The 18,249-nt window shown below is 63.1% G+C and carries 11 protein-coding genes; 9 read left to right on the top strand and 2 right to left on the bottom strand.

Annotated elements, in window-relative coordinates:
• Positions 1–12 precede the first annotated feature (12 nt).
• From ACSSNI_RS02290 to ACSSNI_RS02280, 3 genes are all read left to right on the top strand, one after another.
• Positions 13–585, top strand: a complete 573-nt coding sequence (locus ACSSNI_RS02290) for a HupE/UreJ family protein (RefSeq protein WP_200639824.1) — start codon at positions 13–15, stop codon at positions 583–585.
• Between the two features lie 120 nt (positions 586–705).
• Positions 706–1,077 (top strand): glucose dehydrogenase, encoded by a 372-nt coding sequence (locus ACSSNI_RS02285; RefSeq protein ID WP_200639825.1) that lies wholly within the window; start codon positions 706–708, stop codon positions 1,075–1,077.
• A complete protein-coding gene (locus tag ACSSNI_RS02280) occupies positions 1,074–3,143 on the top strand; it encodes a pyrroloquinoline quinone-dependent dehydrogenase (protein WP_200639826.1) in 2,070 nt (689 codons plus the stop codon). The genes ACSSNI_RS02285 and ACSSNI_RS02280 overlap by 4 nt, the downstream gene beginning before the upstream one ends.
• 22 nt (positions 3,144–3,165) lie before the next feature.
• On the opposite strand, the gene amn is transcribed toward ACSSNI_RS02280, so the two are convergent.
• Both amn and ACSSNI_RS02270 read right to left on the bottom strand, forming a co-directional pair.
• A complete protein-coding gene (gene amn / locus ACSSNI_RS02275; protein ID WP_200639827.1) occupies positions 3,166–4,638 on the bottom strand; it encodes an AMP nucleosidase in 1,473 nt (490 codons plus the stop codon).
• A gap of 76 nt (positions 4,639–4,714) precedes the next feature.
• Entirely contained in the window at positions 4,715–6,046 is a 1,332-nt protein-coding gene (locus ACSSNI_RS02270) for an aminotransferase-like domain-containing protein (protein ID WP_200639828.1), read from the bottom strand.
• Between the two features lie 80 nt (positions 6,047–6,126).
• On the opposite strand from ACSSNI_RS02270, the gene ACSSNI_RS02265 reads away from it, so the two are divergent.
• The 6 genes from ACSSNI_RS02265 to ACSSNI_RS02240 all read left to right on the top strand — a co-directional run bounded on the left by ACSSNI_RS02265 (position 6,127) and on the right by ACSSNI_RS02240 (position 18,249).
• Positions 6,127–7,077: a threonine dehydratase gene (locus ACSSNI_RS02265; protein WP_200639829.1), complete on the top strand. Its 951-nt coding sequence runs from the start codon at positions 6,127–6,129 to the stop codon at positions 7,075–7,077.
• 480 nt (positions 7,078–7,557) lie between these two features.
• Positions 7,558–8,766 carry a cellulose biosynthesis protein BcsQ gene (gene bcsQ, locus ACSSNI_RS02260; protein WP_200639830.1) on the top strand — a complete coding sequence of 403 codons (1,209 nt, stop codon included), beginning with the start codon at positions 7,558–7,560 and terminating at the stop codon, positions 8,764–8,766.
• A gap of 77 nt (positions 8,767–8,843) precedes the next feature.
• Complete coding sequence (gene bcsA / locus ACSSNI_RS02255; protein WP_148925954.1) at positions 8,844–10,946, top strand: UDP-forming cellulose synthase catalytic subunit; 2,103 nt, start codon at positions 8,844–8,846, stop codon at positions 10,944–10,946.
• The gene (gene bcsB / locus ACSSNI_RS02250) at positions 10,943–13,234 is read left to right on the top strand and encodes a cellulose biosynthesis cyclic di-GMP-binding regulatory protein BcsB (RefSeq protein WP_200639831.1); all 2,292 of its coding nucleotides are present in this window, start codon (positions 10,943–10,945) and stop codon (positions 13,232–13,234) included. The genes bcsA and bcsB overlap by 4 nt, the downstream gene beginning before the upstream one ends.
• 3 nt (positions 13,235–13,237) lie before the next feature.
• Complete coding sequence (gene bcsZ, locus ACSSNI_RS02245; protein ID WP_234484668.1) at positions 13,238–14,431, top strand: cellulose synthase complex periplasmic endoglucanase BcsZ; 1,194 nt, start codon at positions 13,238–13,240, stop codon at positions 14,429–14,431.
• A complete protein-coding gene (locus tag ACSSNI_RS02240) occupies positions 14,410–18,249 on the top strand; it encodes a cellulose biosynthesis protein BcsC (protein WP_200639832.1) in 3,840 nt (1,279 codons plus the stop codon). The genes bcsZ and ACSSNI_RS02240 overlap by 22 nt, the downstream gene beginning before the upstream one ends.

Raw genomic sequence — 18,249 nt, 5'->3', positions numbered from 1 at the left:
AAGGAGTCTCTAATGAACCTGCGCAAATCGATGTTCACCGCAGCCCTGCTACTCAGCCCGGCATTGGCTGTCGCACACCCCGGCCATGATCACGCGGGCATCATGTCCGGTATCGCACACCCGATCTTTGGCCTTGATCACCTGCTGGCAATGGTCGCCGTTGGCCTCTGGGCGGCGCAGCAAACCGGCAAGGCACGCTGGGCTTTACCCCTGACCTTCGTCGCCACGATGTTGCTGGGCGGCCTGCTCGGTTTTGCCGGCCTCGAAATACCGTTGATGGAAACCGGCATCGCCGGATCGGTGCTGGCCCTTGGACTGTTGGTGGCATTGGCGGTGCGCCCGCCGCTAGCCCTTGCGGCGGGGCTAACCGCCCTGTTTGCGCTTAGCCATGGCGTGGCTCATGGACTGGAGCTGCCCATGCTGTCGAGCCCTTGGGGTTACGCAGCCGGCTTCGCCGTCGCGACCGCTGCACTGCACGGTATCGGTTATGCCGTGGCACGCAACCTGCCACAGGTGGCTGCCCCACTGGTGCGCATCGCCGGTGCCGCGTCGGCGCTGACCGGCGCCTGGTTGCTAGCAGCCTGATCGGACACAAATCGAAACAATCACGGAACCTGAGCGCACCCAGAGACCCAAATGCTGAGCACATTCGCCGGTTCGCTACCAGCGACGCCTCAGCCATCGGTCATACAGAGGAAAAGCAACGTGTCCAACCCCCCTCACGCCCACGGTTTCACCTACTGGGCGCTCAAAGTCTTCGCCGCCATCGTCGCCCTGTTTGGTCTCGCCCTCGCCGCTGGCGGCGTCTGGCTGATCACGCTTGGCGGCTCCTGGTACTACCTCATCGCTGGCGCCGGCATGCTGATTGCCGGCGTGCTGCTGTTCATGCAACGCATCAGCGGCGTCTGGCTTTACTGGGCAGTATTCCTAGCGACTGTTGTCTGGGCTATCTGGGAGGTCGGCCTTGACCCCTGGGCGCTGATACCACGCCTGGTGGCGCTGGCTGTGATCGCCCTTCTTACCCTCGCTTTTATTCCGGTGCTGCGGCGCCACACTCGCAAAGAGGCGCACGCATGACGCACCTGATTCGATTGTTTGGCTTGATGACACTCATCTGGCTGCCACTCAGCCATGCCCAAACGACCACCTATGACCCTACGCTGGAGCCGGCCACGACCGTAGCCAGTACGGTTGCCGGCGCCCCCGAGCCAGCCGACTGGACCGCCTATGGCCGCAACAATGCAGCCACCCGTTATTCGCCGCTCGATCAGATCGATCGCGACAATGTCTCCGAGCTCAAGCCAGTCTGGGGCTATCGCACCGGCAATCTGCCCGATCAATCAGTGGTCGACAAGAAGTGGGCGCCGGAAACCACACCGCTCAAGGTCGGCGATAACCTCTATCTGTGCGATGCGCTGAACGTGCTGATTTCACTCGATGCCAGCAGCGGTCGTGAACGCTGGCGCTATGACCCGAAGGTCTCCACCGACCATATTCCCTACTCGGCCACCTGCCGCGGCGTGAGCTACTACGAGGTGCCGGATGCACCCGATAATACCGCCTGCAAGCGCCGCATCATCGAGGGCACGCTTGACGCAGAGCTGGTCGCGGTCGATGCCGATACGGGCGTGCCCTGCGCCGATTTCGGCCACGCCGGGCACGTCGATCTGATGGAAGGCATGGGCGACTCTGTACCGGGTTACGTCGCGGTGACGTCGCCGCCGACCATCGTTCGCGGGGTCGCGGTGGTCGGGCACCAAGTGCTCGACGGTCAGAAGGAAGACGCGCCATCCGGCGTGATCCGCGGATACGACGCGGCCACCGGCGAGCTGGCCTGGGCCTGGGACATGGGTCGCCCTGGCGAGACCGGGCTGCCAGAAGGGGATGATGTCTACACCCGAGGCACGCCCAACGCCTGGACGATATTCTCCGGCGACGAAGCCCTCGGCCTGGTCTATGTACCGATGGGCAACTCGTCGGTCGACTACTGGAGCGGCAACCGCCGCGAGTTCGAGAAACCCTACTCGACCGCGCTGGTGGCCTTGGATGTGACCAATGGGACGGTGCGCTGGGTCTTTCAGACCGTGCATAACGATGTCTGGGACTATGACCTCGGCTCCCAGGGCAGCCTGATCGACTTTCCGGTCGGCGACGGCCGCACTGTTCCAGCGGTCGTGCTACCCACCAAGATGGGCGACATCTACGTGCTCGACCGCCGCACTGGCGAGCCGTTGACGCCCGTCGAGGAGCGCCCGGTGCCCGCAAGCTCTTTGCCTGACGAAACGCTGTCGCCGACGCAACCCTTCTCTGTCGGGATGCCGTCCACGCCACGCGAGCAGCTGACTGAGACCGATGCATGGGGGGTAACGCCGCTGGACCAGCTGTGGTGCCGCATCCAGTTCAAGCGTGCCAGTTATGAAGGAATGTACACACCGCCGAGCGTGGACAGGCCATTCCTGCAGTGGCCGAGCTACAACGGCGGTAACGACTGGGGCAGCGCGGCGGTGAACACCGACCGCAACATCCTGGTGTTGAATTACAACCACATCGCCATGTATGACCAGCTCATCCCACGCGACGAGGCCAACGAGCGCGGCATGGTTCCACTCGGGGCACCAGGCGGCAGCACCTCGTCTGGCGGCTCAGTGCCGCAGGCGGGCTCGCCCTATGCCGTGTCCATCGAGGCCTGGCGCAACGGTTTCACAGGCGTACCCTGCAGTCGCCCACCCTTCGGCGGCATCATGGCAATCGACCTCAACACCCGCAAAGTGCTGTGGAACGAGCCATTGGGCACCGCTCGGCACAACGGGCCATTCGGTATCTCGTCACATCTTCCGGTGAAAGTCGGCACGCCGAACAACGGCGGCCCTGTCATCACCGCAGGCGGTTTGATCTTTATCGCCGCAGCAACCGACAACCTCATCCGCGCGATCGACATCGATACCGGCGAGGTGCTGTGGCAGGACGTACTGCCCGCCGGTGGCCAAGCAACGCCAATGACCTACGAGGCCAACGGTCGCCAGTACCTGGTGATCGTCGCGGGCGGCCATCACTTCATGGAGACGCCGCCGGGCGACTATGTGGTTGCCTACAGCCTGCCGGCTAAAGGCGACCCCATATTGCCGGAGTTCCTGAAGAACTGAGCGTTCGGCGAGCCGCCATCCGTTAGCGGAATGGTGGCTCGTCGAAGCTGCGTAGCTTGCGTGAGTGCAGCGAGTTGAGCTGGTTGCGTAGCAGGTCCAGCGCGGCAATGCCGATCTTCAGGTGCTGGGTCACAGCGCGCTCATAGAAGGCATTGGCCGAACCCGGCAGCTTGATCTCGCTGTGCAGCGGCTTGTCCGACACACAAAGCAACGTCCCGTAGGGCACTCGCAACCGATAGCCCTGGGCCGCAATGGTGCCGCTTTCCATGTCCACTGCCACGGCACGCGAGAGGTTGATCAGCGGCCTCTCCTGAGCCCAACGCAATTCCCAGTTGCGGTCGTCGTAGGTCAACACGGTACCGGTGCGCAGCCGCCGCTTGAGCGCTTCGCCTTTTTCCCCGGTGACCTGCGCCGCCGCTTCCTGCAGCGCCTGCTGCACTTCGGCCAGCGCCGGCAGCGGAATGTGCGGCGGCAGTACCCGGTCGAGGATACCGTCGCGGCGCATGTAGGCATGGGCCAGCACGTAGTCACCGATGGACTGCGACTGCCGCAGCCCGCCGCAGTGGCCGATCATCAGCCAGCAATGCGGGCGCAACACGGCGAGGTGATCGGTGATGTTCTTGGCGTTCGACGGACCGACGCCGATATTGACCAGGGTGACGCCGTCGCCATCTTTGGCCTGCAGGTGATAGGCCGGCATCTGGTAACGGTGCCACAGCACGCCGCCGATGATCGACTGGGCCTCGCCCTCATCCATGCCGCGCTCGATGATGATGTTGCCCGGCAGCACCATGCGCACGAAGCGGGTGTCATCACGCAGCATGTCGAGACCGTGGCGGATGAACTGGTCGACGTAGCGGTGGTAGTTGGTCAGCAGGATCCACGGCTGTACATGGCGCCAGTCGCTGCCGGTGTAGTGCACCAGCCGGCGCAACGAGAAATCCACCCGCGCACCGTCGAACAGCGCCAGCGGATAAGGGTCCGCATGCTCCCAATCATAGAGGCCGTCGGCGATGTCATCGGTGGCGGCGGACAGGTCGGTGCTGGGGAACACGCGAGCCAGCTCTGCTGCGGTCACTCCGGTTCCAGCCAGTTCGTCGCCCTGTTCGATTACATAGGGGTAAGGAATGTAGCGCTCACTGATGCCCACCTCGACCGTCACACCGAAATCCTTGATCAGCGGTCGCAACTGGTCGAGCAGATAGCTGCGAAAGGCCGCCGGATGGGTCACGGTCACGCTGTAGACACCCGGCGCCTGCACCTTGGCATAAGCTCGAGTAGAGGCCGGCACTTCGCCGTGGCATTCGTACGTCAGCCGTAGTTCGGGATAGCGGAACAGCGCACGCTCGGCCGCACTGGGCTCTTCGCGCGTGGTGACATAGCGTTTGAGCGCCTGATTCAGTGCGCGGGTAGCCTGCTGATGCAGCTCGGCAAGCTGGTCCACGGCCGCTTCAGCGCTGGTGGCAATGCGAAAAGTCTCGCCTGCTGGATTCATGGTGGGTTTCCTTGTCTGTTCGTTGAAAACATCTTGCCTGCTGTTCGATGACAGCGGTAGCACCGGATTGCGGCGGTCATCGATGCAATGTGCCCGCCAGTGCCTCCAGCCGCGCTTTCAAAACCGCCAGGCTGGGCGCCGCGGTCAAACTCAGACGCAGCGCGTTGGGCGCGCCATGGCCAACGGCGAACACGTCCGCGGTGGCCGCCTCGATCCCCAGTTCGCGGCAAAGCATTGGCAGATCTCTATCCTTCGCCAGTTCAAGCCACAGATGCGGCGAGGCATTTGACGAAGTAGACCCAAGCAGTTTCTGCGCCAGTCGCCAGCGCCGTGTCACCTGTTCACGCTGCCAGGCCAGGCGGCGCGCCGCAGTGCCGTCCTCCAGCCACTCGCAACCAATCCGCAAGCAGAGAGTCGACAAGGCCCAGCTGGTTGCCTGTCGTTCCGGGTCGATACGCGAACGCCACGCGTCCGGTCCGGCGATGAACCCCAGGCGCAAGCCAGGTGCGACCGTCTTCGACAAGCTGCTGATCAGCAGTGTGCGATCGGGCAGTGTCGCAGCGAGCGGCGGCTCGTCGCCGAGTGCGCCGTAAATGTCGTCCTCGATGATCAACAAGCCCCGTCGTCGCGCCACGGCGGCGATGGCTTCGCGGCGCTGCGCATCCATGCTGACGGCGGTCGGGTTCTGCATGCAGGGTGTCAGGACGGCCACGCGTGCCGAGGTAGCGCGTGCCAAGCGATCGAGATCGTCCGGCAGGATGCCGAATTCATCCATCGCCACCCCGTGCAGCGGCAAACGCAATTGGCGGCCAGCGGCCTTTATGCCTGGCGAGGTCAGCGCTTCGACCAACACCGGCTCGCCCGGCTCGCACAAGCCTATCAGCGCAGCGAAAACGCCTTGCTGCGCTCCGGCACAGAGCAACACCTGCTGCGGCGGGATCTCAAGCGCTCGGGCACGCAACCAGCCACTCACCGCCAACTGGCCACGTTGCAGGCTGCGCGCTGACGGGTATCCCTGGAGGCTCGCCAAATCTCCGGTCGCACACAGCGCCGCCAAACTGCGCTGCATGTCGACATCGTCCGGGTCGAGTACCGGCAGATTGGTCGACAGATCTACCAGTTCAGGATGGGCCTCAGGCGTTTTCAGCCGGAACAGACTGGCCTCGCGACTGCTGGCCAGCACATAGGTACCGCGCCCGACCTCGCCACCAACCAAGTGCCGGCGCGCCGCCTCGCGATACGCCTGCATCGCGGTACTGGGATTGAGGCCGAGCGCCCAGGCGAGGCGCCGCTGCGGTGGCAGGCGATCGCCAGGCTTGAGCTCACCCGTTGCAATGGCGGCTGCGATGGCATCGACCAGTGCCAAGTAGCGTGGCTGACTATCAGATTCGAGTTTGGGTAACCACATTGTTTGCCATGCAATATAACGATTTACCCATACAATGCCCGCCGCTTAGGATCGACGTCAAACCCGCTGAGGAGCTTTCGATGTTCGACCTATACCAACTGCGCCGGGCAGCGGAATTGATCCACCAGAGCGTACCGCCGACTCCGCAATACGCATGGCCGCTGTTGGCCAAGCGGCTTGGCTGCGAGGTTTGGGTCAAACACGAAAACCACACACCAGCCGGCGCCTTCAAGGTGCGTGGCGGTCTGCTCTACGTGGACGGGTTGATCAAGCGGGAGCCGCACCTGCCGGGCCTCATCACCGCGACTCGTGGCAATCACGGTATCAGCCTGGCCATGGCGGCAGGCAAGGTCGGCTTGCCACTGCAGATTCTGGTGCCCGAAGGCAACTCCATGGAAAAGAACGCCGCCATGCGCGCCTGTGGTGCCGAGGTCATCGAATACGGCCGCGATTTCGATACCGCTCGTTTGCGGGCAGCGGAACTGGCCGAAGCCAATGGCTGGCATTTTGTTCCGTCCCTGCATCCGGACCTGATCAGGGGCGTCGCCACCTATGCGTTGGAACTGCTCGAAGCAGTGCCGAAGCTGCGCCGCGTTTACGTGCCCATCGGGCTTGGCTCAGGCATCTGCGGAATGATCCGAACCCGCGACCTGCTGGGCCTGGATACGGAGATCATCGGGGTGGTGTCCAGCGCGGCCGATGCCTACGCGCAGAGCTTCGAGCAGGGTCGCCTCGTCACCACCGACACGGCGAACACCTTCGCTGACGGCATGGCCTGCCGAATGCCCGCGCCCGAAGCGCTCGAGATCATCCGTGAAGGTGCCGCGCGCATCGTGCGTGTGAGCGATGCCGAGATCCGCCAGGCCATCTGCGCATTGCACGAGGACACCCATAATCTCGCCGAAGGTGCTGGTGCCGCCGCGCTGGCTGCGGCGATCCAGGAGCGCGAGCACAACCGAGGCGAACGGATTGCCGTGGTGCTCAGTGGGGGCAATGTTGATCGGCCGCTGTTAGCCGGCATCATTGGGTAATTAATTAGCTTGCTCAGCCGACTGACCAGCCACCGGTTGAGCAGCAGAACCCAGGTCCACTTGGACAACTGGAAGCCCCCTAAAGCTCTACTGCGCCCAGGCTGAGACTCCCATCATGCAGTACGGCTTAGCCTTTTAGCCTAGCCTATGGCCCAAAGAAGGTTGCTGATCCGATAGTCACCGCTTGGCATAAATTGGCGACAAGCGGAGCATCTGCAGGAACCGAATTTGCTTAATAAGCGGCAAGCGGCGGATTAACGTCGCGGAAAGGTTTAAGCAAGCACACAGTCAAATTATTAACGCCAAAAAAAGGTTGACAAGCGGCACTGTCATCTGAAGTAGCACTATGCCATCATCCATTCCACGGATTTCATGGCCCCAAAAAGCAGACTGCCACCCACATGTGTCGGGGTGATAACCGCGACATAGGCTTGGCCGTGAGCACCCCACTGAACGCATTTATACAATTGGAGCTCCGAAATGGGCATTTCGAGCGACATTCTCGGCCTTTTTAGAAAGATCGATGCCTCCCCTGAGCAATATCAGGAAGTATCACGTGCAGGTCGAGACCGAGACTCAGTCAGTCGCTGGCCCGCCTTAGCGACAAGCGCAACGCCCGAACCGCAGGCGGACTCACCACATGCAGCTCCGCTCCCGGGCCCGACCGAGGCAAAGAATGCTTCTAGCGTCGCGCCAATTTCTTGTGCATCTGCTGCGCCCGCTACTGCGCGTCATTTTCAAGACAATAGCCAGCAAACTGCCTGGCCTGCCGGAAGCTTGCAGGACCTACTGGCGCAGCTGAAGCAAGCTGAGAACGAAGCTGTCGCCAACGCAACAGCGAAAGCATCGCAAGAACAGCTTATCGGACCGGTCGCGCCTGCTTTGGGCCAGGTGAATGTCGTCACTGTCATGTCCAGTAAAGGCGGCGTCGGAAAAAGCACGATCGCTGCAAACCTCGCAGTAGGCCTGGCCAACCTGGGCCGATCGGTGCTGCTGGTAGACCTTGACCCGCAAAATGCGCTCATTCATCACGTCCAGCCGCAAAATCAACGCTCCATAGAAGATGCAGCTCGTGGCATAGCTAGTACGAGCGAAAGCATTCAGGACTGGCGGTTACTCTGCATGGCAACTACAGCCGGACCGGCCCTGCTGCCGCACGGCCTGATAGAAGAGAAAGAACGCCAAGCATTTGAGCAGCTTCTGGACCGCGACCGGTATTGGCTGGGGCGTCATCTCGAAGCAATGGAGCTTGCCGATGGCGCGGTCGTCATCCTGGACACCCCGCCGGGGCCATCACCTTACCTGCGGCAGGCGTTAGCGATCACTCGCCAGGCGCTCGTCGTAAGCCTTCCCGACGCGGCCTCCTATACAGCATTGCCAATGGCCGAGAAGCTGATCAGTAGCTACGTCGGCGAGCGCGACGACTTTGTGGGTTGTAGCTATCTCATCAATCAAGTCGACCGCTCCCGCCAACTCAACCGCGACGTCAGCCTGATCATGCAGCAAGCTGTGGGCGAGCGATTGGTCGGAATGATCCACCGTGACCAGTCAGTATCCGACGCGTTGGCCTACAACCGTACCGCGCTAGAGCAGGACGCCCACGGTCAAGGGTTCCAGGATCTGGTCCGGTTCGCCCAGACTTTCATGGGCCAACTGCCCTTCGCTTCAGAAGGCAGTGCCACCAAGTGAGCCCCACCCCCACCTCGTTAGTGACAAAGCTGCGAGCACTTAGCGACGAACGCTGGTTGACCGGCCGCCTGGGCAGCATGCTGCTGGCAGCCATAGGCCTGGCAATGCTGGTTCCGGTAGTGGCCGCACCGCTCGACCTGCAAGCACAACTGTTGTTCTCAGCCTTTTGCCTAGTTGCCGTGCTGCTGCTGCGCAAGCGTAACCACCAATGGGTGAAGATCGGCATGATCACCCTGTCGGTGATTGCCTCGCTGCGCTACATGTACTGGCGGCTGACGTCCTCGCTGGGCTTCGAGAACCCGCTCGATGCGGTGTTCGGCTATGGCCTGCTGCTGGCGGAGCTCTATGCCCTGACAGTATTGCTGTTCGGCTACCTGCAGACCGCTTGGCCGCTCCAGCGCAAACCACTGCCCTTACCGGCCGACCGCAGCCTGTGGCCGACAGTGGATGTTTTCATCCCGACCTATAACGAGCCGCTGGAAATCGTGCGTCTTACCGCCATCGCCGCGCACATGATCGACTGGCCGAAAGACAAGCTGCGTGTGCACGTGCTCGATGATGGCCGGCGCGAGACCTTTCGGCAGTTCTGCGAAGAAGTAGGCATCGGCTATATCGTTCGCCCGAACAATTTCCACGCCAAGGCTGGCAACCTGAACTGGGCGCTCAAGCAGACGGATGGCGAGTACGTCGCCATCTTCGACGCCGACCACGTCCCGACCCGCTCCTTTCTGCAGATTGGCATCGGCTGGTTTCTCAAGGATCCGAAACTGGCGCTGCTGCAGACCCCACACCACTTCTTCTCGCCCGATCCGTTCGAGAAGAACCTCGAAACCTTCCGTGCGGTACCCAACGAAGGTGAGTTGTTCTATGGCCTGGTGCAGGACGGCAACGACCTGTGGAACGCCACGTTCTTTTGCGGCTCGTGCGCCATCCTGCGACGCGCCCCGCTAGAAGAAGTCGGCGGCGTGGCGGTGGAAACAGTGACAGAGGACGCCCACACCGCCTTAAAACTGAGCCGCCTGGGCTACAACACAGCTTATCTGGCGATCCCCCAGGCAGCGGGTCTAGCCACCGAGAGCCTCTCGGGCCATATCGGCCAGCGCATCCGCTGGGCCCGCGGCATGGCGCAGATATTTCGCACTGACAACCCGCTGCTCGGACGCGGACTCAAGCTCGGCCAACGCCTGTGCTACGTCAATGCCATGCTGCACTTCTTCTATGGATTGCCGCGTTTGGTGTTCCTGACCGCCCCGCTGGCCTATCTGTTCTTCGAGGCGCAGGTATTCCAGGCCTCCGCTCTGCTGATCACCGCCTATGCGCTGCCTCACATCCTGCATGCCAGCATCACCAACTCCGCGATTCAGGGCCGCTTCCGTCACTCTTTCTGGAATGAGGTCTACGAGACGGTACTGGCCTGGTACATCATGCCGCCGGTTCTGCTCGCGCTGGTCAACCCCAAGCTCGGCAAGTTCAACGTCACAGCAAAGGGCGGGGTCATTGACCGAGGCTACTTCGACTGGAAGATGGCGCGCCCCTACATCATCGTGCTGGGCCTGAACCTGCTCGGTCTCGCGGTCGGACTGGGCAAGCTGGCGCTCGACGCCGATGCCAGTGCCTCCACGCTAGTCATCAACCTGGTCTGGACGCTGTACAACATCATTATCACCAGCGCCGCGGTGGCAGTAGCTAGCGAAAGCCGCCAGATGCGTGCCGAGCCGAGAGTCAATGCCCGGATCAGCGCAACCCTGGCGCTGGACGACGGCTATACCATCGCCTGTCACACCCTTGATTTCTCCCAACGCGGTATTGGTATCCAATTACCGACGGGCGTAACCGTGCCGCGCGGGGCAACGGTCGACGCCTCCCTTTATCTTGATGATCACGAAAGCTCGTTTCCAGCGACTGTGGTGTTCAGTCGTGACGAGACGATCGGCCTGCACTTCAAGCAGCTAACCACCGCCCAGCAATACGAACTGGCCCAACTAACGTTCAGCCGCGCCGATATTTGGGCTGACGCCTGGGGCAACAGCCGGGCCGACACTCCACTGAGCGCTCTGCGCGATGTCTCGCGAGTCGGCCTACGCGGAATACGTCAACTATCCAAAGCCACTCTCGAAGAAATCCAACTTCGCCGCGCCGCAAAAGTTTCCGGCGCGGTTATTGTCCCGAGGAACACATGAATCTCCGCAAGCAGGTCGACTCCCCGTTGCGCCGCTCTATTACCGTGTTCTTGGCCGTCGTGACCACCACGCTGGCTCTGTCGGCTCATGCTGAAGACGCCGCCCCAGAAGCCGCCTCGGCCGAGTCCATACAGCTGATCGCAGAGAACAATGCATCGAACAGCCAGCAGCATACGCTGCGCCAGCTGGGCGCCAATTACCCGATGACCTTGCGCGGAATCGAAGGCATCGACAGTGTCAATTTTGACGTGCGCGCCGACCAGGTCGTGACCGGCGCTCGGCTGCAGCTCGACTACAGCTACTCGCCAGCCCTGCTGCCGGATCTGTCGCAGCTCAACGTTTTAGTCAACGACGAGGTCGCCGCCACTCTGATGCTGCCGACCGAAACCGCAGGCACGCGCCTGCAGCAACTGGTGGAAATCCCGCCGCACCTAGTCACCGAGTTCAACCGGCTCAGCCTGCAGCTGATCGGTCATTACACCATGGCCTGCGAAGACCCCAAGCACACCAGCCTGTGGGCCAAGGTCAGCAATCGCAGCATCTTGACCGTTGAGACCACACCGCTGGCGCTGCCCAACGATCTTGCCCGGCTGCCACAGCCGTTCTTCGATCGCCGCGATGCTCGTGCCCTGACCCTGCCGTTTGTGTTCATGAACGAGCCGAACGCAACTCAACTGGAAGCTGCAGGCGCGCTGTCGTCCTGGTTCGGCGCGCTGGCCAGTTATCGCACCGCGCGCTTCCCGGTGAGCTTCGCCGAGCTGCCCGACCAGGGTCACGCGGTAGTGCTGGCCACCGGCGCCGCAGCGGCCCAGTTGCTAGGCGTCGAGGAAGTTACCAAGCCAACCCTGGCGATGACCGACAACCCGAATGACCCCTACGGCAAGCTGCTTGTGGTGGCCGGCGCAGACAGTTCACAGCTTAAGGTTGCCGCTGCGGCCTTGGCGCTCGGCAGCCAGACGTTGTCCGGCGAGCGATTGACCGTGGAGGATGTCGTCAACCTCGCACCGCGCCACCCCTATGACGCACCCAACTGGCTACCCAGCGATCGCCCGGTACGTATCGGCGAGCTGATCGCCAGCAAGGCGCTCAGCGTCTCGGGCTACGACCCGGGCACCATTTCCGTCCCCGTGCGCCTTCCCCCCGACCTGTTCGGCTGGAACGAGGAAAACCCGACGCTCAAGCTGCGCTACCGTTACACGCCTCAGCCGGTGTCGACCAATTCCTCGCTGCTGGTCAGCGCAAACGGAAAATACCTCAAGTCGTTGCCACTGCCTTCGGTGGAAAACCTTGGTGACGACCAGGGTCTGCTGGACCTGCTCAAGAGCGATGACAGTCTGCTGCGCGAAACGGATATCGATCTGCCGCTGACCGACCTGCCGCTGAATTCGACCCTCGAGTTCCGCTTCATGTACGACTTCATCAAGCAGGGAGAATGTCGCGACATCATCATCGACAACATGCGCGGCAGCATCGAGCCTGACTCCTACCTGGACCTGAGCCACTACAAACATTTCATCTCGATGCCAAACCTCGGCGTGTTCCAGGGCAGCGGGTTCCCCTTCACCCGCCTGGCCGATCTGTCGGAAACCGCGGTAGTGCTTGCTTCCACACCCTCGGCGGAGGAAATCGCGGCCTACCTGACCGTGCTGGGCCGTTTTGGCGAATCCACCGGCTATCCCGCCTCAGCGGTGCAGGTAACTGATGGCGCCGACCCTGAACAGTTACGCGGCAAGGACCTGCTGGTTATCGCAGGCAGTCAGGAGCTGCCAGTGTTGCAGGCATGGAACGAGCATCTGCCCGCCGCTCTGAACGGCACCACACAGCGGCTTGAATTGTCGGACCTGACCTGGCGTATGCGCGACTGGCTGAGCCCCGATCCAGGCGTGAACCACCGTGGCGCCCGCACCAGCGTCTCGCTGACCGGCGACCGTACCCGCAGCTTCATCGCAGGCTTCGAGTCGCCCGTCGAGCCAGGTCGCAGTGTCGTGGTACTGGCGAGTGCCGACCCTACCGCCATGAGTGAACTGACCGACGCGCTGATCGGTGGCGAGCAGTACGAAGGCAATATCGAGGGCAGCCTTGCAGTCGTTAACGGCAGCCGCGTCGACTCACTGGTCGCTGAAGAGACCTACCATGTGGGGCAGCTGGGCTGGTTCAAGTACCTGCAGTGGTTGCTCTCGGGCAGTGTGTTCATGATGCTGCTGGCTACCGGACTGGCCGTGGCGCTGCTGAGCCTGGTGTTCTATGTAGTACTGCGCGCCAAGGCGCGACGTCGGCTGGAAGGCTAAAGCATGACTGGACTCGCCCGCCACGCTCTACCCCTGGCCATGTTGATCATCGCCCTGCCGGCTGCAATGCCCGCACGGGCGGATCAGTGCCAGGCCCAGTGGCCGATGTGGGAGCAGTTTGCCGACCGCTGGGTGCAGGCCGACGGGAGGGTACTCGAATCTTCCCTAGAACCGCACCACAGCACTTCTGAAGGCCAGTCGTACGCCCTGTTCTTTTCGCTGGTCGCGAACGATCGTGACCGATTCGAGCGGATCTGGCGGTGGAGCGTCGAAAACCTCACTGGCAACGACCTCGATCACCAATTGCCAGCCTGGTTATGGGGCAAGGGCAAGGATGGCGTGTGGCAACGCCAGGACACCAACGCCGCCTCGGATGCCGACCTCTGGTTCGCCTACGCTTTGCTCGAGGCGTCACGCCTGTGGGACCGCCCCGACTACCGCGCCGATGCCCAACGGCTACTGGCGAACGTGATTGCCAAGGAAACCGCCGACCTGCCCGGCCTGGGCACCATGCTGCTGCCAGGCCCGGTCGGGTTCGAGCATCCCGAGGAGCGACTCTGGCGCTTGAACCCTAGCTACCAGCCCCTGCCACTGCTGCGCCGACTGGCCGCCGAGCAGCCAGCCGGCCCCTGGTCGAACATCGCAGAGGCCAGCACCGTTGCTCTGCAGCGCTCAGCACCACACGGCTTTGCCGCAGACTGGCTGGGCTATCGTATCGACGGGTCGGGCGAGGGTCGCTTCGAGATCGACCCGTTCAAGGGTGGCGCCGGTAGCTACGATGCCATCCGTGTGTACCTGTGGGCAGGCATGACCTCGGCAGCCGATCCACTGGCCGCGACCACCCTGCAAGCCGTGCACGGCATGGGTTCAGCCACCTCGGCCCGCGGCATCCCGCCCGAACGCGTCGAGGTCGCCAGCGGAAAAGCCGAAGGCGACGCGCCCTTCGGCTTTTCCGCAGCCCTCGTGCCCTACCTACACGCCAAGGGCAAGACCCGGCTGGCCGAACAACAGGCGCAGCGCGCCCGCCAAGGGCTTGAGAAGGCCCTCGACGCGCCCGAGGGTAAGGGCCCGCCGGTTTATTACAACTACATGCTCAGCTTGTTCGGCCTCGGCTGGGCTGACGGTCATTACCGGTTTGCCGCTGACGGCAACCTGCAACCTCTCTGGAACACCGCATGTTCAGATATCACGCGCTGACCTTTGGCCTGCTCGCAGCGCTCGGCCTGCCGACAGCACACGCCCAGGACGACCCGCAGCAGTTGCTGATCCGGCAAGGCCATTTCTGGCAGGCGCAGGAGAAACCCGAGCGGGCCGCTGAAGCCTGGAACCGCCTGCTGGAACTGGATGCCGCTCAGGTCGATGCGCTCTACGGCCTGGGTGCCATTGCACTGGACAAGGGCAACACAGCGCAGGCACGCAAATATCTCGCGCGGCTCCAAGCCGTGGAGCCATTGCCCCGGCAGGCGTTGCAGCTTGAGCAGGACATTCACCTTTCCAGCTCGGTCAATAGCAAGGAGCTCGAAGAGGCTCGCCTGCTGGTCGACAATGGTGAGCGGGCGCAAGCCTCCCAGCACTATCGTCAGTTACTTGGCAAGCGCGAGCCGCAGGGGCTCATCGCCCGCGAGTTTTACAATAACCTTGGCTTTCTGGATGAGCATTGGACCGAAGCCCGTGCCGGCCTGGAGCGGCTGGTACGCGAACGGCCGGACGACTCGATCGCCGCGCTGTTCCTCGCCCAGCAGCTTGCACGCCGTGAATCGACGCGCCCCGAAGGCATCCGGGCATTGGCCAAACTTACGGCGCGCGAAGACATTCAAGGTTACGCCGAAGAAGGCTGGCGCCTGGCACTGACCTGGATCGCAGAGCCGAAGCCGGCCGATGCCCCTCTGTTCGAACACTACCTGAAGACCCATCCGGACGACGAAGAGATCCACGCTCTACTGGCGAAGGCTCGCAACGCCCCGGCCAAACCAGCTGCGTGGAAGCCCGACCCGGACGTTGCGCGTGGCCTGGCCGCGCTTGACCGCAAGGACCTTGCAGGCGCCGAGAAAGCCTTCGCCAAACGCCTCAAGGCCAGCCCCAACGACCCCGATGCACTCGGTGGCCTGGGAGTGGTTCGCCAGCAGCAGGACAAGCTCGAGGATGCCGAATTCCTACTGACGAAGGCGGTGCGACAACCGCGTGGAGGCAGCTGGAAGAAAGCGCTGGGCGAAGTGCGTTATTGGCGACTACTCGACAGCAGCCGCCAGGCCACGGGCAACGCCGCCCTGGCTTTGGTGCAGCAGGCTATCGCGCTGCAACCGAACAACACGGAAGGCTTGCGCCAGCGAGCCAACATCCATTTAGCCGATGGCAATTTTGTACAGGCTGAAGCGGACTATCGGCAGGTGCTGCAACGCAAGCCCGCCGACGCTGACGCCCAACGCGGTCTGATCGATACGATGGTGCAGGCCGGGCGCACCGAAGAAGCACTGACACTGATTGACCAGCTGCCCACCGAAAGCCGTGATGCCTTGGGCAATCTCGGCGAGCTGCGGGCAAACCAGGCAATGCAGCGTGCCCGTATTGCCGAGGCCAAAGGCGACCAGGCTGGCGCGCGGCAGGCGCTTGAGCAAGCCCTGCAACACGACCCGAACAATGCCTGGGCGCGCTTCGCGCTGGCGCGTATCTACCTGCAGCTAGGCGCCGTTCCTGAAGCGCGGTCGCTGATCGACGGCCTGCTGACATCCAACCCCGACGATCCCCAGGCGCTGTATGTCAGTGCACTGCTTTCCGCAGAACTCGGGGAATGGCAGAAGGCAGACGAGGCGCTGCGGCGGATCCCCGTATCTGCGCGCACGGCCGACATCCAGCAGTTGGCCAGCGACACGACCTTCCAGCTACAGCTGCAACAGATCAGCCAGCTGTCCGCTGCCGGCCGCAAGCAGGACGCCCGGGTCTTCCTCGCCCGCACCGTACCGCTGGCTGAGGGGCGGCCCGAGCGCCAGTCGGCACTGGCGCAGGCCTACGCCGACGCCGGCGACCCGGTGCGGGCGATGACGATGATGCGCGACCTACTGGCCCGGAGCCCGGACAGGAACACGGGCCTGACGCTGCAATACATCGGCGTGCTGCTCAGCGCCGACCAGGATGCCGAAGCGGCTTCGCTGATGCGCACATTGCAAGCCGAACCGCTCGATGCCGCCCAGCGCCGGCAGTATGAAGACCTGCTGCACATCTACCGCGTCCGCCAGGCCGACCGGCTTCGCGAACAGGGCGATCTGGTTGCCGCCTACGACATGCTCTCCCCGGCGCTGATCCAGCGCCCGCAGGACGCTCTGGCCAACGCCGCGCTGGCGAGGATGTACACCGACAGCGGCACTCCGGCTAAGGCGCTGGAGCTCTACCGCCCGCTGCTGCAGCGCAACCCCGCGGATGCGCAGCTGCAACTCGGCGCTGCCGAGGCCGCCACGCAAGCTGGCGAGCATGGTTTTGCCGACAACGCAATTCAGCAGGCCCTGCGCCTCGCCCCGGCCGATGCCGAGGTGCTCACCGCAGCGGCAAACATGTACCGCCGTCAGGGCAAGACCAAGCAAGCCGCAGAGCTGCTCAAGCAAGTGGTCGCGCAGGAAAAACGCCAGGAGCGAGCCGCCTACACAGCCACCACGGTCCAGCAGGAAAGCACCAACCCCTTCCTTGGCCTGCCGGGCCAGACGGGACAACGGCTGCAAGCGGCCGACCCGCTGGCGCCGGTGCCGACCGCGCCGGATAGATTGGCAAGCGCCACTAGCCAGCTCGCCAGCCAGGCCGGCGTGGCTGGCAATCCCTTTGCCGTGCCGCCGAAGCCGACCGATCCGCGTGCCAACCTCAGCCCCGCCGCACGGGCACTGGCGGAGATTTCCGAGGCACGTAGTCCATACCTGGTGCAGGGCCTGCAGGTCTCTGGCAACGACAGTGAATCAGGACTTGGTCGCTTGACCCGCACTGAGGCACCCGCAGAAGCCAACCTGCCGATGGGCAACGGTCGAATTGCGGTGCGCGTCACGCCAGTGGCACTAAATGCTTCGAGCATCGGCGAAGACGCCCGCAGTCGCTTTGGCGCAGGCCCGCTCGCCTCTGCCGACTCGCCCGGCTCGCAGAAAGCAAGCGGCGTCGGCATCGGCGTTGCCTACGCGCATGAGGGTATCGGCCTGAAGGCAGACCTCGGCACCACCCCGCTCGGCTTCCTCTACGACACCACGGTGGGCGGCGTCAGCCTCGAGCGGCCGATCGGCTCGACCGGCAACGCACACTGGAAGGCGGGCGCATCGCGCCGAGCGGTTACCGACAGCTTGCTGTCCTTCGCTGGCACTGAAGACAAGCGTACCGGCCAGCAATGGGGCGGCGTGACCGCCAATGGCGTGCGCGGCGAGCTTGGCTACGACGATGGCAACGTAGGTACCTATGGCTACGCCGCCGCCCACGTGCTCAAGGGCAACAACGTCAGCGACAATAACCGCGCCGAACTCGGCGGCGGTGTGTACTGGTATCTCAGCAACACAGAAGACCAGAAGCTCACGCTTGGCGCCAGCAGCACGGCGTTCAGCTACTCCGAGAACCAGAGCTATTACACCTACGGCCATGGAGGCTATTTCAGCCCGCAGACCTTCTTCGCGCTGAGCATGCCAGTGTCTTGGTCGCAGCGTTATGAGCGCTTCAGCTACCAGCTCAAGGGCTCGGTGGGCCTGCAGTTCATCGATCAGGATGATGCCGACTACTTCCCCAACGACTCGGATCTGCAGGCAGCGGCTTCCGGCGTCCTCGGGCGACCCGCCGTCCATGCAGGCAGCAGCAAGACCAGCCTCGGCTACAGCCTTTACGGCGCTGGCGAGTATCGCATGACACCGAACTTCGTTCTCGGCGGACATCTGGGCCTCGACAACGCCCAGGACTACCGCCAGTGGAACACCGGTCTGTACCTGCGTTACCTCTTTGAAGATCAGACGGGGCCAATGGCCTTGCCAATCAGCCCCTACACCTCCCCTTACGCCAACTGA

It is taken from the genome of Stutzerimonas tianxiuensis, assembly GCF_053470365.1.
The sequence above is the reverse complement of the archived record's forward strand: the minus strand, read 5'-3'. Positions and strand labels throughout refer to the sequence as shown.

Excerpts from the sequence above, each read along its gene's own strand:
- ACSSNI_RS02290 (WP_200639824.1), top strand. The coding sequence starts at position 13 with ATGAACCTGCGCAAATCGATGTTCACCGCAGCCCTGCTACTCAGCCCG.
- ACSSNI_RS02265 (WP_200639829.1), top strand. The coding sequence starts at position 6,127 with ATGTTCGACCTATACCAACTGCGCCGGGCAGCGGAATTGATCCACCAG.
- ACSSNI_RS02240 (WP_200639832.1), top strand. The coding sequence starts at position 14,410 with ATGTTCAGATATCACGCGCTGACCTTTGGCCTGCTCGCAGCGCTCGGC.
- bcsB (WP_200639831.1), top strand. The coding sequence starts at position 10,943 with ATGAATCTCCGCAAGCAGGTCGACTCCCCGTTGCGCCGCTCTATTACC.
- bcsQ (WP_200639830.1), top strand. The coding sequence starts at position 7,558 with ATGGGCATTTCGAGCGACATTCTCGGCCTTTTTAGAAAGATCGATGCC.
- bcsZ (WP_234484668.1), top strand. The coding sequence starts at position 13,238 with ATGACTGGACTCGCCCGCCACGCTCTACCCCTGGCCATGTTGATCATC.
- ACSSNI_RS02270 (WP_200639828.1), bottom strand. The coding sequence starts at position 6,046 with ATGTGGTTACCCAAACTCGAATCTGATAGTCAGCCACGCTACTTGGCA.
- amn (WP_200639827.1), bottom strand. The coding sequence starts at position 4,638 with ATGAATCCAGCAGGCGAGACTTTTCGCATTGCCACCAGCGCTGAAGCG.
- bcsA (WP_148925954.1), top strand. The coding sequence starts at position 8,844 with ATGCTGCTGGCAGCCATAGGCCTGGCAATGCTGGTTCCGGTAGTGGCC.
- ACSSNI_RS02280 (WP_200639826.1), top strand. The coding sequence starts at position 1,074 with ATGACGCACCTGATTCGATTGTTTGGCTTGATGACACTCATCTGGCTG.